The organism is Pseudomonas sp. Z18(2022) (genome assembly GCF_036346535.1).
Lineage (GTDB): Bacteria > Pseudomonadota > Gammaproteobacteria > Pseudomonadales > Pseudomonadaceae > Aquipseudomonas > Aquipseudomonas yamanorum_A.
Genome location: NZ_JAOTOA010000068.1, coordinates 1 through 611, shown reverse-complemented (window position 1 = coordinate 611; position 611 = coordinate 1). Strand labels below are relative to the sequence as shown.

The 611-nt window shown below is 53.7% G+C and carries 1 pseudogene; it reads left to right on the top strand.

Annotated features, from left to right (window positions below):
• Positions 1–110 precede the first annotated feature (110 nt).
• Positions 111–611, top strand: a pseudogene (locus tag V3W39_RS33620) (hypothetical protein); the annotation flags it as partial.

The window sequence follows — 611 nt, the reverse complement described above, 5'->3', positions numbered from 1 at the left end:
GAGGCTCAACAATGAACATAGTTCTTCCCCTCACCATGATCACGCTGTTCACCAGCCTGAGCGGTTGTGCCATGGACCGAAGTTTGGCGCCGCCGCCGAACAGCGAACTCATGACCATCACGGTGAAAGTGCCCAAGGATTTGAAAGCGCGCACTCTGGAGGTGATGTATCGCTCGCCCATCTGCAAACGCATTACTTCCGGAGCCAGCGGCCAACGCATTGAGCTGCAGGGTTATCACGGGATTGACGTGCAACTGCAACAGCTGGGACAGAGTGATCTCTACGAAGCCAAGTTACCGATAGAAGGCGGCGGTTCGTGCCAATGGCATTTGAGTAATGTGTCCTTTGGGGTCGTGTATGGCGATCCCAAGCGTTTTGGAGAGAACGTGACTTGGGGTGCCGGCGGGGGAATTGGCGTGAAGTTTGATCACAACCGCCCATTGAGCACTTCCGGATTGCCTATAGAAATTGAAGGCGATTTGGTGATCAAGAAAGACTATTACCCTTGGTTGAGCGAGGCGTTCCTTGGGGGGCATCGAAAACGGATCAGTCTGACAGGTGAAGGCGACATCTATCTCACCTATCAAGCATTGCAGGCCCGACGTGTGTAT